This is a genomic window from Fibrobacter sp. UBA7003, assembly GCA_002449765.1.
GTDB lineage: Bacteria > Fibrobacterota > Fibrobacteria > Fibrobacterales > Fibrobacteraceae > Fibrobacter.
In genome coordinates this window covers 76,313-91,787 of record DJXN01000001.1, presented here as the reverse complement: position 1 = coordinate 91,787, position 15,475 = coordinate 76,313, and the positions used below count along the sequence as shown (strand labels likewise).

The 15,475-nt window shown below is 55.7% G+C and carries 13 protein-coding genes; 12 read left to right on the top strand and 1 reads right to left on the bottom strand.

Going from position 1 to position 15,475, the window contains the following annotated elements; all coding sequences use genetic code 11:
- Position 1: 1 nt before the first annotated feature.
- The 11 genes from B2952_RS00390 to B2952_RS00340 all read left to right on the top strand — a co-directional run bounded on the left by B2952_RS00390 (position 2) and on the right by B2952_RS00340 (position 12,930).
- Entirely contained in the window at positions 2 to 1,387 is a 1,386-nt protein-coding gene (locus B2952_RS00390) for an ABC transporter permease (RefSeq protein WP_173381056.1), read from the top strand.
- Positions 1,388 to 1,389: 2 nt separating this feature from the next.
- Positions 1,390 to 2,235, top strand: a complete 846-nt coding sequence (locus tag B2952_RS00385) for an ABC transporter permease (RefSeq protein ID WP_173381057.1) — start codon at positions 1,390 to 1,392, stop codon at positions 2,233 to 2,235.
- A 10-nt stretch (positions 2,236 to 2,245) separates the two neighbouring features.
- Positions 2,246 to 3,247, top strand: a complete 1,002-nt coding sequence (locus B2952_RS00380) for an ABC transporter ATP-binding protein (RefSeq protein ID WP_173365059.1) — start codon at positions 2,246 to 2,248, stop codon at positions 3,245 to 3,247.
- Complete coding sequence (locus B2952_RS00375; RefSeq protein ID WP_173381059.1) at positions 3,237 to 4,049, top strand: ABC transporter ATP-binding protein; 813 nt, start codon at positions 3,237 to 3,239, stop codon at positions 4,047 to 4,049. Before B2952_RS00380 ends, B2952_RS00375 begins: the two co-directional genes overlap by 11 nt.
- Before the next feature lie 92 nt (positions 4,050 to 4,141).
- Positions 4,142 to 5,716, top strand: a complete 1,575-nt coding sequence (locus B2952_RS00370; RefSeq protein ID WP_290736016.1) for an FISUMP domain-containing protein — start codon at positions 4,142 to 4,144, stop codon at positions 5,714 to 5,716.
- A gap of 74 nt (positions 5,717 to 5,790) precedes the next feature.
- A complete protein-coding gene (locus B2952_RS00365) occupies positions 5,791 to 7,554 on the top strand; it encodes a glycoside hydrolase family 9 protein (protein WP_290736013.1) in 1,764 nt (587 codons plus the stop codon).
- Positions 7,555 to 7,766: 212 nt separating this feature from the next.
- The gene (locus B2952_RS00360) at positions 7,767 to 8,603 is read left to right on the top strand and encodes a TIGR02147 family protein (RefSeq protein ID WP_173381062.1); all 837 of its coding nucleotides are present in this window, start codon (positions 7,767 to 7,769) and stop codon (positions 8,601 to 8,603) included.
- Positions 8,590 to 9,393, top strand: coding sequence for a hypothetical protein (locus B2952_RS00355; protein ID WP_290736010.1), 804 nt, complete (start codon positions 8,590 to 8,592; stop codon positions 9,391 to 9,393). The genes B2952_RS00360 and B2952_RS00355 overlap by 14 nt, the downstream gene beginning before the upstream one ends.
- A gap of 41 nt (positions 9,394 to 9,434) precedes the next feature.
- Positions 9,435 to 10,484, top strand: coding sequence for a hypothetical protein (locus B2952_RS00350; protein WP_290736007.1), 1,050 nt, complete (start codon positions 9,435 to 9,437; stop codon positions 10,482 to 10,484).
- 24 nt (positions 10,485 to 10,508) lie between these two features.
- A complete protein-coding gene (locus B2952_RS00345; protein ID WP_173381065.1) occupies positions 10,509 to 11,183 on the top strand; it encodes a hypothetical protein in 675 nt (224 codons plus the stop codon).
- A 22-nt stretch (positions 11,184 to 11,205) separates the two neighbouring features.
- Entirely contained in the window at positions 11,206 to 12,930 is a 1,725-nt protein-coding gene (locus tag B2952_RS00340; RefSeq protein ID WP_290736004.1) for a DUF4832 domain-containing protein, read from the top strand.
- 71 nt (positions 12,931 to 13,001) lie between these two features.
- Here B2952_RS00340 and B2952_RS00335 read toward each other — a convergent pair whose 3' ends face one another.
- A complete protein-coding gene (locus B2952_RS00335) occupies positions 13,002 to 14,726 on the bottom strand; it encodes a protein-disulfide reductase DsbD family protein (protein ID WP_290736001.1) in 1,725 nt (574 codons plus the stop codon).
- Between B2952_RS00335 and B2952_RS00330 the strand changes: the two genes are divergently transcribed.
- Positions 14,716 to 15,450, top strand: a complete 735-nt coding sequence (locus B2952_RS00330; protein ID WP_173365067.1) for a sigma-70 family RNA polymerase sigma factor — start codon at positions 14,716 to 14,718, stop codon at positions 15,448 to 15,450. The two genes, B2952_RS00335 and B2952_RS00330, sit on opposite strands and share 11 nt — an antisense overlap.
- Positions 15,451 to 15,475 lie beyond the last annotated feature (25 nt).

Genomic DNA, 15,475 nt, shown 5'->3' with positions numbered 1-15,475 from the left:
AATGCTTAAACAATATCCTATGTTGCGCTATGTCCTGCAGAAGGCGTTCTGGTATCTCCTGACGTTTGTTGTCGCTGTCGCGATCAACTTTACTCTGCCGCGTATGGGTGAGAACAACCCCGTGGACATTATCATGGGTAAGGCAGCCCAGGGCCTCTCGCCCGAAGAAGCCAAGCTCAAGAAGGAAGGCCTCCTCAAGGCTTTCGGTATGGCCGAACTCAACGACCAGGGCGAAGTTATCTACGATCCCGATGTCGACGAGAATGGCAACGTGAAGACTGTCAAGGTCCCGAAGACCGACGAGAACGGTGCTCCGGTGCTGAAGACGGTCGCCGTGCTCAATGAAGACGGCACCCCGAAGATGGAAGAACGCCAGAAACTCGACGAAGCTGGCAATCCCGTGTTCGAGGAAAAGCCTGTGCTCGACGCCAAGGGCAAGCCGGTCATGGTCAAGGACAAGAAGACCAAGAAGAAGGTTGCCCAGGTCGAAAAGATTGCCGTGATGGAACAGGTCGCCGTTACGCGCCAGGATACCGTCATGGTGGAAGAGGTGGTGAAGAAGGCTGACCCGCGCCTCGCTTCCGGCTTCTCCCAGTTCCTCGTCTATATCAAGAACGTGTTCAAGGGTGACCTCGGCATTTCTTACAGCCAGTATCCGAAGCCGGTCGTCGAGATCATCAAGGAATCCGTTCCTTGGACGCTCCTCATCCAGGCTCCGACGATTATCCTCGGCTGGATCATCGGTAACCTTCTCGGTGCCTTCGCTGCCTACAAGCGCGGTATCTTCGACAAGGTGTTCTTCCCCTGCGCCATGTTCCTCAACGGTATCCCGTTCTTCGTGTTCGGTATGCTGCTTGTCGCTCTCTTCTCCATCACTCTCGGCTGGTTCCCCGCGATGGGCGCCTACAGCCCGGATATCACGGAACTCAGCTTCTCGTGGGGCTGCATCAAGAGCGTAGGCTGGTACTACATCCTCCCGTTCTTCTCGGTGTTCCCGATTCTTCTTTCGGGCCAGGCGACGGGTATGCGTTCCATGTCCATCTACGAACTCGGTACCGACTACATGAAGTATGCCAAGTGGCTCGGACTCCGCGAAGGTAAGATCATCAGCTACGTGTTCCGCAACGCCATGCTCCCGCAGCTCACCGGCCTCGCCCAGAGCCTCGGTACCATGGTGGGTGGTGCCCTCATTACCGAAATGATCTTCTCCTACCCGGGTCTCGGTATGGCGATGCTCACCGCTATCCAGCAGAACGACTACGCGACGATTCAGGGCTGCACGCTCATGATTTCGACCTGCGTGCTCGTCGCGAACTTCGCTGTTGACGTTTTGATTGCCGTCTTCGACCCGCGTGTCAAGGCCGGTCTCCAGATGGGAGGTAAGTAATCATGGGAAAGCTTCTTAGAAATCTCCTCAAGTCCCCGATGTTCGTCATCGGTATCTCGATCTTCATCATCACCCTGCTGATTGCGCTCCTGGGTCCCCTGTTCTACCACGTGGACATCAACGCGCGCGATATCGTTGCGGGCCCCTATGCGGGTTCCAGCGGCGACCACCTGCTCGGTACCGACCACCTCGGCCGCGACTACGTGTCCCTCCTGATCGAAGGGCTCCGCAGCTCGCTCTACGTGGGGCTTGTGGCGGGCGTCATCGCGACGACGATCGGTGTGCTTATCGGTCTGTTCGGCGGCTTCCGTGGCGGCTGGATTGACGAAGTCCTGAACATGCTCACGAACATCTTCATCGTGATTCCGCAGTTCGTGATCCTCGTGCTCATCAGCTCCGCCGTGAAGGACGGACGTTCGCTTACGCTTATTGGCCTTATCATCGGCCTTACCGCATGGAGCTGGTCTGCCCGTGCCGTGCGTGCGCAGGCATCCTCGCTCCGTAGCCGCGACCACATCTCGCTTGCCCGCATCAACGGTGCGTCTACGCTCACGATCGTTATCAAGCATGTGCTTCCGTACCTGCTTTCGTACGTGTTCATGGTGTTCATCATGCAGGTGTCCTCGGGTATCCTTTCCGAAGCCTCCATCTCGATGATCGGCCTTGGACCTCTGGATTCCACTTCCCTGGGTATCATCCTGAACCAGGCCAAGGACAACGGCGCCCTTTCGGACGGCATCTGGATTGCCTTCCTCCCGGCGACCATCATCATCACCCTCACGGTGTTCGCGTTGTTCCTGATCAATACTTCCATGGAAGGCGTCTTCAACCCGCGTCTGCGCAAGTAAGAGGTAAAAAATGTCTGACAATGTTTTTGAAGTAGAAAACCTGAGCCTTTATTACCTCGGCCGCTTTGGCGACAAGACTCATGCCGTGACGGATGTCTCCTTCTCCATGAAGCAGGGCGAAATCCTCGGCATCGCAGGTGAATCCGGCTGTGGCAAGTCCACGCTCGTTTCCGGCCTTATGGGCATGTGCATCCCGCCCCTCTACCCCGAAGGCAAGAGCGAAGTGCGCGTTAAGAACGGCGACAAGATGGAATCGCTCATGAACCGCAGCGTCGAGGACGTCCGCAAGAACGTGCTCGCCCAGAAGGTCTCCATGATTCCGCAGGGTGCTTTCAACGCGCTGAACCCTGTCCGTAAAATCAAGGATATCGCCGCCGACGTGATCGCAGCCCACCAGCAGCCGGGCAAGAAGCTCGACCACAAGGAAATCTACGACCGCCTTTGCGAACGTTTCGACCTGTTCGGAATGGACACGAAGCGCGTGCTCGATTCTTATCCTATCCAGCTCACCGCCGGTGAACGTCAGCGTTCCGTTATCGGTATTTCCACCTTGCTCAACCCGCAGATGGTGATTGCCGACGAACCGACTTCCGCCCTGGACGTATCTACCCAGAAGGAAGTGATCAAGATGATCTTCGACCTTTTGGACAAGGGCATCTTCTCGACGATGATCTTCATTACCCACGAGCTTCCGCTCCTGTACCATGTGGCCGACAACATCGCCATCATGTACGCCGGTGAATTCGTGGAAAAGGGCACGGCGGAACAGGTCGTCAAGGATCCGCGCCATCCGTACACGCAGGCCCTCATGGGCGCCATGCTCAGTACGGAAGCGAGCCAGCGTGGCCGTCATCCGGTGGCCATCGAAGGCGCTCCCCCGAGCCTCAAGAACAAGATTGTGGGTTGCCGCTTCGCCCCGCGTTGCAGCAAGGCATGCCCCGATTGCAAGAAGAATACCCAGAATCTCCGCGTTGTCGGTGATCGTGACGTGAGGTGCGACTATGCTAAGTGATAAGCCCGTTGTATTTTCTGCCCAGCGCATCAGCAAGGACTTTGGTGCCGGCAAGACCCTGAAGACCGCCGTGAAGGATGTCTCGTTCAACATCTATGACGAAGAGTTCATCTCTATCGTGGGTGGCTCGGGCTGCGGCAAGTCCGTGCTCGCGAAGATCATGCTCGGCCTTTACCAGCCGACGCGCGGCCAGTTCCTCTACCGCGACAAGCCCATCAAGAACCTGAAGGACCACTGGAACGAAGTCCAGTCCGTTTTCCAGGATCCGTTCGGATGCTTCAACCAGTTCTTTACGATACGTAGCCAGCTGGAAGACGCCCTGAACATCTTGAAGGTGAAGCCCAGCAAGGAAGAAGTCCGCCGCCGTGTGGACGAAGGCCTGCTGGCCGTGAACGTGGCTCCTGCCGATATTGAAGGCAAGTACCCGTTCGAGCTTTCCGGTGGCCAGATGCAGCGTATGCTGTTGGCCCGTATCTTCGCGCTCCGCCCGAAGGTGCTGATTGCCGACGAAGCTACTTCCATGGTGGACGCCTGCGTGCGTGCAAACATCCTCGATTACCTCCGCAAGTTGAAAGACGAGCTGAAGATGACCGTGGTGTTCGTGACCCACGATATCGGCCTTGCGAACTACGTGTCCGACCGTATCTTCATCATGCACGACGGCAAGATCGTGAACCAGGGTACTCCGGCTGAAGTGCTCGACAACACGACCGAACCGCACACGCTCCGCCTGCTCGACGATATCCCGGAAGTCCACAAGACCGAATGGATCAAGAACAGCCACAGGAGCAAGAAGGGCTAGTCCTTATCCCCTTTGGAGAAAAACCGCGGCGATACGCTGCGGTTTTTCTTTTTGGGTTGCAGAACGTTTGTTCGTTTGCTATAATGGAAATCATGAAGAAGATTTTATATGTAATTGCATTGGCGGCCCTGGTTGGTTGCTCGGACGAAAAATCGGAACACGGCTTTGATGCGTTCACGCCCGAATACGGCGCGCGCGGTTTGGTACAGCACGGTTTTTTCTTTGAAAAGGATTCTGTACATGTCCAGATGGGAAGCCGCGTCGAACCGTATTACTGGATAGATGGCTGGAGCAGGTTCGTGCCTGTCGACGGCGCTACCGGGGCTTACGAGATAGAGCCTTATGTTTCGAACGGACTGATGGAGTTTGGCGTTTCTGCCAGTGAAAGCCGCATTCCAAACGGCAGCAGGGTCGTTCCCGACATGGAACTGAAGGCGGCCGCCGACTTGTCCAACGACAGCACGGTGAACGTGAACTACCTGACGACGCTTGCGACCGACATGATATGGTCCCTGGTAAGGGAGGGAAAGGAATTTGCGGAGGCGAGGCGCTCTGCCAATGTCGCGGTGCTTTCCGCGCTCCACATGCCGAAGGATCTGCTCGATTTCGAGAAGTATTCCCTGTATGGCGAAGGCGAGGGCGATGCGATGCTTGCCGCCATAGCGCTGGTTATTGAAGACTATTATGTGGAATACGGCAGTACCACCGCATGGGAAAGCCTGGAAATCGACACCTTGACGGGAAAGTTCTATAGCTCGGACGTCCTTCGTAGGCTTGCCGTGCTCGCGGATGCAATCATTACCGACGACGGCGGGGACTCCATCCGCAAGGCGATAGAGGCGAAGGCGCCCAACGGGAAGGTGGGACATTTCGAAAAGTACTTGACTCTCCTTGCGACTGCCGACGGCAATCCCGCATGTGATGCCTCGAACGAGGGGGAGATGAGGGATATCGGAGATGATTTCAGGTACAAGATGCTGGTCTGTTCGAATTCGGCATGGCACCCTGCGACAAAGGAAAATTTCGATGTCAAGGATATCTTCAATCCGGATGTCGAGTACGGGACGCTGGTGGATTCTCGCGACGGAAGGACATACAGGACCGTGGAAATCGGAGGCTATACCTGGATGGCCGAGAATCTGAAGTACGCGGACAGCGCCGCCTCGGAGAACCTGAAGGGCCAGAGTTGGTGCTACGGCGACGACGAGTCTAACTGCGAAGTCCTCGGCCGCCTGTATTCATGGTCGGCTGCGATGGACCTCGAACCCGTCTACCTGGATTCCGTTGCCGACATCCGGGAAGTGGAACGGGGAATCTGTCCGGAAGGCTGGCACGTGCCGAATCCGGAATTCCGCAAGCTGTATTCCGATGTGAGTTACGCCTCGGCGTTTATGGCGATGGGAACAAACGAAAGCGGTCTGTCCGTGATTCCCTCCGGCTACGGCGTGGCCGAGTATGACTACGGCGACGGCGGGGCAGACGAATATACCGGGAAAATGCAGTATGTGGCGATGGGAGTGACGACGTTCCTGTGGACCGGCGATCAGCAGCCTTATGGTGGGGTGCGCGTAATGTACCTCTACAAGAAGGGGCTCAGCAATGAGCCGGGAAGTAGGCACAATGCTGGCTACCTGCGCTGCGTCAAGGATTACGGCGAAGAAGAATAGAGATGTTTCCTGCTGAAAACGGAACATGATGCATGATCGCGCCCAAGGGGCGCGATTTAAAGTATATTCTGGGTATGGATATTCATAAAAACGCTTCTAGAACCTGTGTGGCGGTATCTGCCGCCGTGTCCCTGCTTGCTGCCGTTGCGGTGGCGGGCCCCCTCGTGAACCAGCTGGGGTTTTATCCCGAGGCCGAGAAGACGGTCGTGTACCCGGGTAACGACGCGGCCGGTCTCGAGGTGCGGGACATGAACGGGAAGACTGTCCTGACGCTCGACGCCCCGATGGTATACGACTGGGACTACAGCGGCGAGGAAATTCAGACCTTCGATATCTCCGCGGTGAAGACTCCGGGAACCTACCGCCTGTTCCGTGGCGGTACCTATGTGGGCAGCCCGATTCTGGTTGGCGAAGGTGTCTACGGCGATTTGGTGAAGGCTAGCCTCAAGTGGTTCTACTACCAGCGTGCGAGTATGCCGCTTACGCTACAGTACGCGGGCAAGTGGGCGCGCGCTGCAGGCCACATGGATGACAAGGTGATTGTTTACGGGAGCGATGCGGCGACTGGTGGCAAGGGCGCCGGCAAGGTCTTCAATTCCGCACGCGGCTGGTACGATGCGGGCGACTACGGCAAGTACATCGTGAATTCGGGCATTACCGTGTGGACCTTGCTCGAGATATACGAGAACTTCCCGAAGTATGCGGATTCGCTCTCCTGGAATATCCCGCGTGAATTCGACAAGCTCCCGCTGCTGCTGGAAGAGGTGCGCTACAACCTGGACTGGATGCTTACCATGCAGGACAAGGACGGCGGCGTGTACCACAAGGTATCTACGCTCAAGTTCAGCGGGAGCGTGCAGCCCGAGGACGATACGGCCCCGCGCTATGCGATTATCAAGAACGTGACCGCGTCGCTCGACTTTGCGGGCGTGATGGCGCAGGCGAGCGTGGTGTACCGCAAGTTCGACAAGGCCTATGCCGACAAGATGCTCAAGGCTGCAGAAAGCGCGTACGCCTGGGCGAAGAAGAACCCGAAGGCATTCTACAAGCAGCCTGCCGACGTGAACACGGGTAGCTATGCGCCCGGCAACGAGGACGGCAAGGACGAGTTCCGCTGGGCTGCTGCCGAACTCTACCGCGCGAAGGCCGCTGCGGGTGCGAAGGGCGACAAGGCTGCTGCCGGTTACCTGAAGGACCTGAAGATGAACGCGTTTACGGCGAACGGTGCCTGGTGGGGCGACATGAACATGATTGCCGCGTTCCGCGTGGCGCTCGATTCCGCAGTATTCGACAAGGACCTGGTTGCCGCCGCGAAGAAGACCGTGATGAACGAGGCGAACAACCTGCGTGCCGTGGGCGACACGAGCGCCTACCGCCTGCCCGCATTCCCGTGGAGCTGGAACTGGGGTAGCAATAGCGCGATGGCGAACAACGGCATGGTGCTGGTGCACGCCTACCTGCTGACGGGTGACAAGAGCTATCTGGATGGCGCGCAGCAGTGCCTTGACTACCTGCTGGGCAAGAACCCGATGGACATGACCTACGTGACGGGATTCGGATACAGGAGCCCGCGCAACCCGCATCACCGCCCGAGCGAATCGGACAAGGTGGACGACCCGGTGCCGGGAATGCTCGTGGGAGGCCCGCACCTGGGCAAGCAGGATATCGACCTGGAAGGCAAGGAACCCTGGAAGTGCTCGAACTATGCTGTCGCCGACAAGCCGGCGCTCGCCTACCTCGACAACCGCTGCAGCTACGCGACCAACGAGGTGGCCATCAACTGGAACGCGCCGCTTGCGTACCTCGCCGCCGCCCTCGAGGCGATTTACAACAAATAGGTGTTGCTGCCGCCTGTTGGTGAATGCGTCGGATTTTGGTTCTTGGGACCCTGTTGCTTGTGCAATGGGGTTCTTTCTTTATGCAACGGGATGTTGCGTAAAGAGATATAAAATTGTATGAGATGCTAAAATTAGTGATTTTTTAGTAAAAAAAGCATCTTTGTTGCATGATGGTGTTGCTTTTTTGGAAAAAAGATGTATAATTATGGATGATGAAACCGATTGTCGAATATTCTGATTTCCGTCAATACATGCGGGACTACTACGATGAACGCAAGCGTCGTTCTGTTTTTTCGTGGCGTGAGTTCTCGAAAATTGCAGGTTTTACTTCGTCCTCGTACATGAAGGTGGTATGCGACGGCAAGAGCAAACTCAGTCGCATCGGGGTGGAGCGCACGGGACAGGCCATGGGGCTTGTCGGGTTCGAGATGGATTATTTCCGTGCCATGGTCGAATATGGCCAGACTGAAACCGAGGCGAAGAAGAAGGCCGCCTACGAGAACATGCTTGCCATTGCCCGGGTCCACAAGATCCGTGTGATGGAAGGTGAACTTTTTGAATTCTACGATTCCTGGCATAACCCTGTAGTGCGCGAACTCGCCCCGCTGATGCCGGGGGCCACTCCTGGCGAAATTGCGAAGATGTGCAATCCCGAAGTGTCTGCGGCGGATGTGCAGAAGAGCCTTAATTTCCTCACGAGGGTGGGGCTCCTGAAAAGGGAAGGGCGCGATGCCTTTGTGCAGGCGGAAACATCGATTGCGGGCACGCCGGATGCGACCCGCCTCGCGCTTCGCGGAATGCACCGCCAGATGTCGAAACTTGCGACACCCGCAGTGGACCTTCCCGTGGACGAACGCCATTTTAGCGGGGTCACCATGGGACTTTCGCGCAGGAGCTACGAGCGCATCGCGAGCCTGATCGATGAATTCCGGCGCCAGGTTATCGCCGTTGCCGCCGAAGACAAGGATATCGACCAGGTCTACCGCTTGAACTTGCAGCTTTTCCCCTTGAGCAGGAAAGTGAAGGAGTGTGAAAATGAAGAAGTCTGAGTTGTACATTCCTTTCGCATTTGTCGCCGTGATTGCGGCATGCCTGTGTATCGGGTGTGGGTCCACGGATGTCGCGGGCACGGCCGAAGAACCCAACGAATTTGCCACGGAAAGCATGTCGAGCAGCAGACAGGATTCGCTGGATTACGTGCTGTCGTCCAGCAGTGTTCCGTCATTTCCTGCCTATTCTTCGGAAGCGGTGGAGCATGGGCCGGGAAATGTAGACGGGTCTTCGCGGGAGTCTTCGCTGGATTTCTATCTCGCGCAGTTCGGGATAGATACCCTCCGGTTCGATGGCGGCTTGCTTGTCGCCAAGGCTGAGCGGAATTCCTCTCCCCCTGTGTCGGCGGTCGAACCCGGACAAACTTCGTCGCCCGGATATAGTACGGAATTCGATGGCTCGTGTCCTCATCAATTTAACGCGCGCAGTATCGATGCGCTGGAGGTGTTGTTCCCGGATGCGGCTCTGGAGTATGCGGGCCTGGCCGATTCTGTCAGGAAGGGTATCATGGATGGTGGTTGCGGACTGTACATGATGACGGTCAAGGGCGATTCCAGATTCGTCGGATTTATACTTTCCGGCGTCGCGAAGGATACGGTTTCCGTAATCGATATCGCGGTACCCGGCTGCAAGATGACGACAGAATCCATGGTGTTCAGGTTCCTGTTCCGCTACTGTGGCGAAATGGATTCGTGCCCTGCAATCGTGCATGAGGCTGTCAACGTCGATATGCCTGCGGACAAATGCGCGGAGCTGCGGTTGAATTCGGAATGGTTTTCGGATAAATAAAATCAAGGAGGAGAACGTTGAAATCGATAAAGACTTTTCGAGTGCCGGTTGCTTTAGCGATATTCTGCCTGTTTGCGCTTGTCGCCTGTGACGACAGTTCCAGCGGCCCGGCGACATCGGGGGAGGATGTTGGTTCCGACAGCGCTGCCCTCTTGAGTTCCGAAGGGAATGTCCCGGAATCTTCTTCTGAGGCCGAAAAACTTTCTTCCTCCGAGTTCCAAATCGAAAGTTCTTCCTCATCTTTGCCGGTATGCCTCTCGATGGATACTTCGTGCGGGTGGACCGCAGAACAGCTTTGCAATATGGGACAGGCGCGGTACTGCGTTTCGAGTTCTTCCATAGCCGAAGAATGCATCAACTTTGCACGCATGTGCCAGAACTGCGACGGTTCCGATTGTCCCATTCCTTTTAGGCCCTGTAACGAATGCTATGACGAGGGGGCGATGGCGGAAGACTGCATCACTGGGGGTGTGTACAAGTGCGAAAATAGGTACTGGAACCTGGCAGACAAAAGCCAGTGCCTGAACGTGGCGCTGACTCCGTGCACAGGCGATTCCGCAAACTGCGGTCGCGTGCCCTGCAATTCAAACGCCCCGAGGACAGTCATCGACTGCGGAAGCGGTGAAGAGTACGTGTGCGCCGACGCCTTTTGGACGCCCATGAAGGAAACGCAGTCCTGCACCCGTATAATCGGAGCCGAAAACGGACATGAAGGAGAGAAATGCTCGCGCGAGGATGCGGGAGCAAGGACTGTCGATTGCGCTAGAAACATTGAATATGAATGCTTGAATGCAGGCTTCTGGCGGCAAATCAACCCCACCATAGGGGATACCTGCCTGGTGGAAGGCAGCATCCTGGAAGGTTACGTAGAAACCGCCGGAGCGAGGGACCATACAATATTCATGTGCTACGAAGGCAAGTGGGAAAAGTACCGGGGCGCCTACGAGTCCTTGAGTTGTGTCGATGCAGCCGTCGTCCGTACGCCGTGCGGCGTGAACGACGCTGAGCATGAATGGATACATCGGGGCGACTGCGATTACCAGTGCCGCAATGGCGAGTACGTGTTTGTGCCGAAACTGGCGGAAGAGTAATCCAGTAAAAAAAGGAGGAATGTCATGTTTAAAAAGATATTGTTTGCTAGACTCGGGGCTGCGACCGTAATCACCGCGTTCGGACTCGCCGCCTGCGGAAACGATTCCAGTTCTGGTTCCAACCAGTGCGAAGCGCTCACTCCGGAATGCGGGTACACTGTCGAGGACCTTTGCCATACATATCATATTGAGCGATATTGCCCGGAACAAGGTCCCTCCTCCGTTGAGGAATCCAGTTCTTCGCGCTCCCTGGAACAGTGTGTTCATATGCCACACATGGATCCTGGCGAAGAAATCGTCTACCAGATTCCGATATGTGCGCAGGAAGAAGAGGGAACGATGCAACCCGACTGCAACACTGACGACGTGTATGTATGCCGAGATGGCCGTTGGACGGCTTCCCAGATTGAGACCTGCTCCCATATCACCGACAACGATTGTGTAATTTCGCAGGGGTGCAGCTTGACTCCGTGCATGTCGGGTACGGTGACTGTCGATTGTGCAAGGCATGCAGAATATACGTGTGAAGGCGGAACCTGGACGCTTTCCATACCCTCCGAAGGCAAAAGCTGTCTTGCCGAAGGCGATATCCAGAATGTCTGGGGGGAACAGGCGGGTGGAAAAAGCAACACTTATGTTCCCTACCAGTGCAAGGACGGCAAGTGGGCGGAATTTTACCCCGCCTCCTCTGATGGGTGAGAAAAAATAGAAGGAGGTTCCTATGAGAAGGTTTGTGCTGGCAGCTGTCGCGGCTGCGTTCTTGCAGGCTCCGCTCTTTGCGGCGGGTCTTGTGAAGCAGTCTATTGACACGACCGATGCCATGGCGACGCTTGAAAATTTCGACCGCGGGTTCTATACGCCGCAGGTGTTGCATTTAAAGCCTTCGGGCGGTAAGGCGATTGAAAAACCGTATGGCAAGCTGTTGCACTTGCGTGCCGAAATTTCGGAATTCAGCAGCAACGCGTGGCTTTCGATTGACACAACGGGCGGAAAGCGCGATACGGTGCGCGGCGTTAGCCAGGACTTGACCGAGGACGCCCTGAATGTTTTGCAACAGACCTTCGACAACATTCGCGACTTTGGCGGGCGTGTGATTGTGCGCATCTGTTACGATCCGTGGTATAATGGCAGGAGCAACGTGACTCCGGCTCACGAGTGGGTACTCAAGCATGTGAAGCAGTTGGCACCCGTGCTTTCGAAAAATACCGACGTCATCGTGGCGCTCGAGATGGGCATGCACGGCGCCTACGGCGAGATGCATTCCGACACGAGCATCACTTATGATCGCGTTGCCGAAGCGGTGAACATGATGCTGCGCAATACTCCGCCGGAATTGAAAATTCTGACCCGCACAGGAAACTACTCCGCGAAGGTCTTGGGCTTTGACAACTGGGGTGTAGACTTCCACATCGATGGCGAGAAGTTTGCGGAGATTGCGAAGGCCAAAGGCGACACCATGTACCGCGTGGGAATGTTCAACGACGGCTATCTCGGAACGCAGTACGATTACGGAACCTGGGGCGCGGACTGCAAGACTTCCATCTGCCGCGAAGAGGGCGTGGCCTGGCTTGAAAAATACGGCATTAACACGCCCTACGGCGGCGAGGCCTTGACGACGGCGAGCGGTTACGAGGTCATCAATACGCCGGAGTTCTTGGCGTACGAGGGATTCCGCACGCATACAAGCTATTTGAATGTCCAGTGGAACAACAACCTGATTGACAGTTGGAAGAAGACTCCCTTCAAGCAGAAGGATTTCGACTATGACCCGGCGCGAGTCGATTCGCTTTCGGGCTTCAAGTACATCAACGACCACCTGGGCTATCGCTTCGTGCTGCGCGAATCTTGGATTACGGATACGGTTGGCGCCGATGGTATTTTCAAGGCGAAGCTGCGCATCCAGAACGTGGGCTTTGGCAACTTGACGCGAAAGATGAACGTTTCGCTATATGTTCACGGGTCGCGTCAAGAGGGTATGCTGGATACTTTGGCTATCATTACATATGAGGTTCCTCTCTCGGATTCGGTTGATTTTATGAAAGTGCATAGCCGCAAAATTGAAATCAAGGGTGCCGATACCGTGATGACATTTGATGGCAACAATGAAGTTTTGATCGAAGCGAAATTGGGCTCCTTGAAAAACCAATCTCCCGAAGATTGGACGGGCATCCCGTTGGAAGTGTACTTGAAGGTCTGTAATGACGACCCGGTCAAAGAATGCATCCACTTTGCGAACGACGAAACGAGAAACCGCATAAGCAACGGTGTTTTCATCGGAAAAGTTGTCTTCGATGAGAGTGTCAAATCCTCGATACCGCGCTCGTTGTCGACCCGCGACATACAGAAGCAAAACGCCCCCTTCGTGCAGAGGGTGCGCCACAATGCGATTGTCCGCGATGGTGAAAAATCCTACCGCCTGAACGGCGCGAAGATTCTAAAAAAATAAAGTCCGCGGGTGTTGACCCGAGTTATATGCGCCGAAAGGGGCCGTCGTACGAGCCCCTCCCTAGTCTTATGTTACGGAATTGCTTCCAGAATCAGCCCGCTCGTCAAGAGTTCCGGCAACACGACCTGCTTGCTCTTATCACCTTTCGGGTAAATCGCGTAGGCGGGCACGCCGGATTTTCCCATGCTGTAGAGCAGTTCGTTCACTTCGGGCGTTTCGCGGGTCCAGTCCGCCTTCATGCGCACGACTCCCGCGCTGTCCAGCTTCTGCAACAGCGCCGGGTCGCTAAGGACGGCTGCCTCGTTCGCCTTGCAGGTAAGGCACCAGTCTGCCGACACGTCGATGAATACGGTCTTGCCTGCTTTCGCGAATTCCGAGACGAGTTCCGGCGTGTAGCGGTACCAGCCGTCTTCAAGTACCTGCTGGGCCATGCGGGCGTTGAACCGTTCGTCCAGAACCTTTTCGTATTGTGGGGCGATGTAGGCGAACCAGGCGAAGGCAAATGCGAGGGCGCATACAATGAGTAAGCGAACCTCTTTGGCAAACGATGAACCCGGAGGCGCGAACTTGCCGATGGCAAAACTGACGACGACAGTACCGAGGATGAACCCTACAAAGAGTGCAACGCCCCTTCCGCCGGCCTGCTCGTTTACGATCCACAGGAGCCATGCGACGGTCGCGATCAGCAGGATGCCCATGGCCTTCTGCAACGTGACCATCCACTTGCCGGGTTTCGGTAAAACCTTCAGCGTGGCGGGGAAAGCGCTCACCAGCAGGTAGGGGAGTGCAAGCCCGAGACCTGCGGCAGTAAAGAACAAGAAGAGTACGGGTGTCGATGCGGTAAACGCGAATCCCATCGCGGTCCCGAGGAAGGGAGCGGAACAAGGCGTGCTCAGCAGCACGAGCAGCGCTCCGGTAAAGAACGCCCCGACAAGCCCGGCCTTGTGGCCTGCGGCATCCATCTTCGTGGTGGCGCTACCCGGGAGCCAGACTTCGAACACTCCGAAGAAGCTCATCGCGAATGCGGTGAGTATGACTACCATGAAGGCGATAAAACCTGCGCTCTGGAACTGCATTCCCCAGCCCGCTGCGCCACCGCCGGCCTTGATGGCGGCTACGATTCCTGCGAGCGTCCAGAAGCTCGCGAGGATGCCCGCGGTGGTCGCGATGCCGAGCGCCACGAGCCTGCTTCGTGACTGCCCCGCCTGCTTTATAAGGCTGAACAGTTTGAGCGAGAGAACCGGCAGCACGCACGGCATGAGGTTCAGGATTATGCCGCCGACAAACGCGAAAAAGAGCAGGAGCGCTACGGATGCGGCGTTGTTGGATTCTTGAGTCCCGTTCCCTTCATCGTTTTTTTTTAAATCGGCTGCGCTGTTGGCTTTGGAAATTCCTGCCTTGTTCTTGCCGATGCGGATGTCCACGCTCGCGGGCGCAAGGCAGATGGAGTTGTCGCAAGCCTGGTAGTGGAAGGTGGCGTTCGTGGTGAGGCTGTCGTAGCCGTCGGTAACCGCCTTCACGGGAATCTTTATCTGGAAGTGACCCTTGAACACGAGGTTCTCGAATTCAAGAACTTCGTTGTATTCCTTGATGGGCTCGGGCCACTTGGGCTCGCCGAATTCAATCCCGCGAGCAGCAATCTCGATGGACGAGGGCTTCAGGAATTCGTCGGCCGCAACGTTCGCGTTCACATGCCAGTTGTCAGGGATGACGATATCGACGGTGATTTCCGAGTTCTCGGAAAGGGCGCCTTCCGAATAGTGCATCGACGCTTCCGGAGGTTCCATGGCGTTCATGTTGAACTCTTGGGCGGATGCGGAGGCAACAATAGTTGACAAAATGCAAACGATTGTTGCCAAAGGGCAACAGTTGTTTGCAAAATTTTTTTCTGCCTTGAAAAATGCACCGATATTCATAAATTTGACGCCTAATATTTGGTTATGGACGATGATTAATCAAAATCTAGAAAAAACGCAGGCTCGGGAGTGGGTGGAGCAGGCTTGGAAAAAACATGGAGACATCATCTTTCGGCTATGCGAGATAAAATGCAATAATATTGATGATGCCAAGGATCTTTTCCAGACGGTTGCCTTGAAATTCTGCAGAAATGCCAAGGCTCTCATGTCGAGGGACGAAGTCATGTCTTGGCTCGTGAAAGTCTTGCACAATACCTTTCTAGATTCAGTGCCGGCAAGGTCCCGTTTTTCCCCGATGTCGTATGTCGCCGAACGTTCGCCAGACTACATCCCCTTTCGGCTGGAGGATTCTGTCTTTTTCGAGTCGCAGGGTCAGGAAGAAGCCTTGCGCCTGCTTGAAAGGGCTGCCGAAATCTTGAATCCGGTAGAGAGAATGATTATCGACATGACTTTCCTGGGCGGAATTTCTACCGAGATGCAGTGCAATATACTGGGGCTTTCCAAGAATGCGGTCCGCAAGCGCCGCTATTTCGCTCTGAAAAAGATGCGAAACATGGTGGATGCCGAACTCGATGGGTCGCTAAACGGCGCTACGGTCGCGTGAGGACTTTTTTGCCGCCCGATAAATT

What these genes read in the sequence shown, in the direction of transcription:
- B2952_RS00365 (WP_290736013.1), top strand. Translation starts at nt 5,791, where the DNA reads ATGGATATTCATAAAAACGCTTCTAGAACCTGTGTGGCGGTATCTGCC.
- B2952_RS00355 (WP_290736010.1), top strand. Translation starts at nt 8,590, where the DNA reads ATGAAGAAGTCTGAGTTGTACATTCCTTTCGCATTTGTCGCCGTGATT.
- B2952_RS00390 (WP_173381056.1), top strand. Translation starts at nt 2, where the DNA reads ATGCTTAAACAATATCCTATGTTGCGCTATGTCCTGCAGAAGGCGTTC.
- B2952_RS00360 (WP_173381062.1), top strand. Translation starts at nt 7,767, where the DNA reads ATGAAACCGATTGTCGAATATTCTGATTTCCGTCAATACATGCGGGAC.
- B2952_RS00380 (WP_173365059.1), top strand. Translation starts at nt 2,246, where the DNA reads ATGTCTGACAATGTTTTTGAAGTAGAAAACCTGAGCCTTTATTACCTC.
- B2952_RS00375 (WP_173381059.1), top strand. Translation starts at nt 3,237, where the DNA reads ATGCTAAGTGATAAGCCCGTTGTATTTTCTGCCCAGCGCATCAGCAAG.
- B2952_RS00335 (WP_290736001.1), bottom strand. Translation starts at nt 14,726, where the DNA reads ATGAACGCCATGGAACCTCCGGAAGCGTCGATGCACTATTCGGAAGGC.
- B2952_RS00340 (WP_290736004.1), top strand. Translation starts at nt 11,206, where the DNA reads ATGAGAAGGTTTGTGCTGGCAGCTGTCGCGGCTGCGTTCTTGCAGGCT.
- B2952_RS00330 (WP_173365067.1), top strand. Translation starts at nt 14,716, where the DNA reads ATGGCGTTCATGTTGAACTCTTGGGCGGATGCGGAGGCAACAATAGTT.
- B2952_RS00370 (WP_290736016.1), top strand. Translation starts at nt 4,142, where the DNA reads ATGAAGAAGATTTTATATGTAATTGCATTGGCGGCCCTGGTTGGTTGC.
- B2952_RS00345 (WP_173381065.1), top strand. Translation starts at nt 10,509, where the DNA reads ATGTTTAAAAAGATATTGTTTGCTAGACTCGGGGCTGCGACCGTAATC.
- B2952_RS00385 (WP_173381057.1), top strand. Translation starts at nt 1,390, where the DNA reads ATGGGAAAGCTTCTTAGAAATCTCCTCAAGTCCCCGATGTTCGTCATC.